The 265-nt window shown below is 61.9% G+C and carries 1 pseudogene; it reads left to right on the top strand.

Annotation, left to right across the window (positions count from 1 at the left end):
* Positions 1 to 265: pseudogene (locus SB725_RS31735) on the top strand (diguanylate cyclase); the annotation flags it as partial.

Below are 265 nucleotides of genomic sequence, written 5' to 3' on the forward strand. Positions count from 1 at the left end.
GGATCCAGGCCCTGGGCGATGGCCCTGAACAGCAGCCCCGCTTGCAGGGCATATTCGCCCGGCGGGTGCAGGCCCTGACCCAGCTCAGCGGGGTATTTCTCTATGACCGGGACGGTCAGTGGGTGGTCAGTTCCTTTGGTGATTCGCCCCATGGCAACGATGTGGCAGACCGCGACTACTTTCGTTTCCATCAGCAGAATGCTTCGTTGCTGGCTCACATCAGCCCGGCCATCCGCAGCCGGGCCAATGGCGAATGGATCATTCC

This window comes from Pseudomonas sp. SIMBA_041 (assembly GCF_046535095.1).
Taxonomy (GTDB): Bacteria; Pseudomonadota; Gammaproteobacteria; order Pseudomonadales; family Pseudomonadaceae; genus Aquipseudomonas; species Aquipseudomonas mucoides.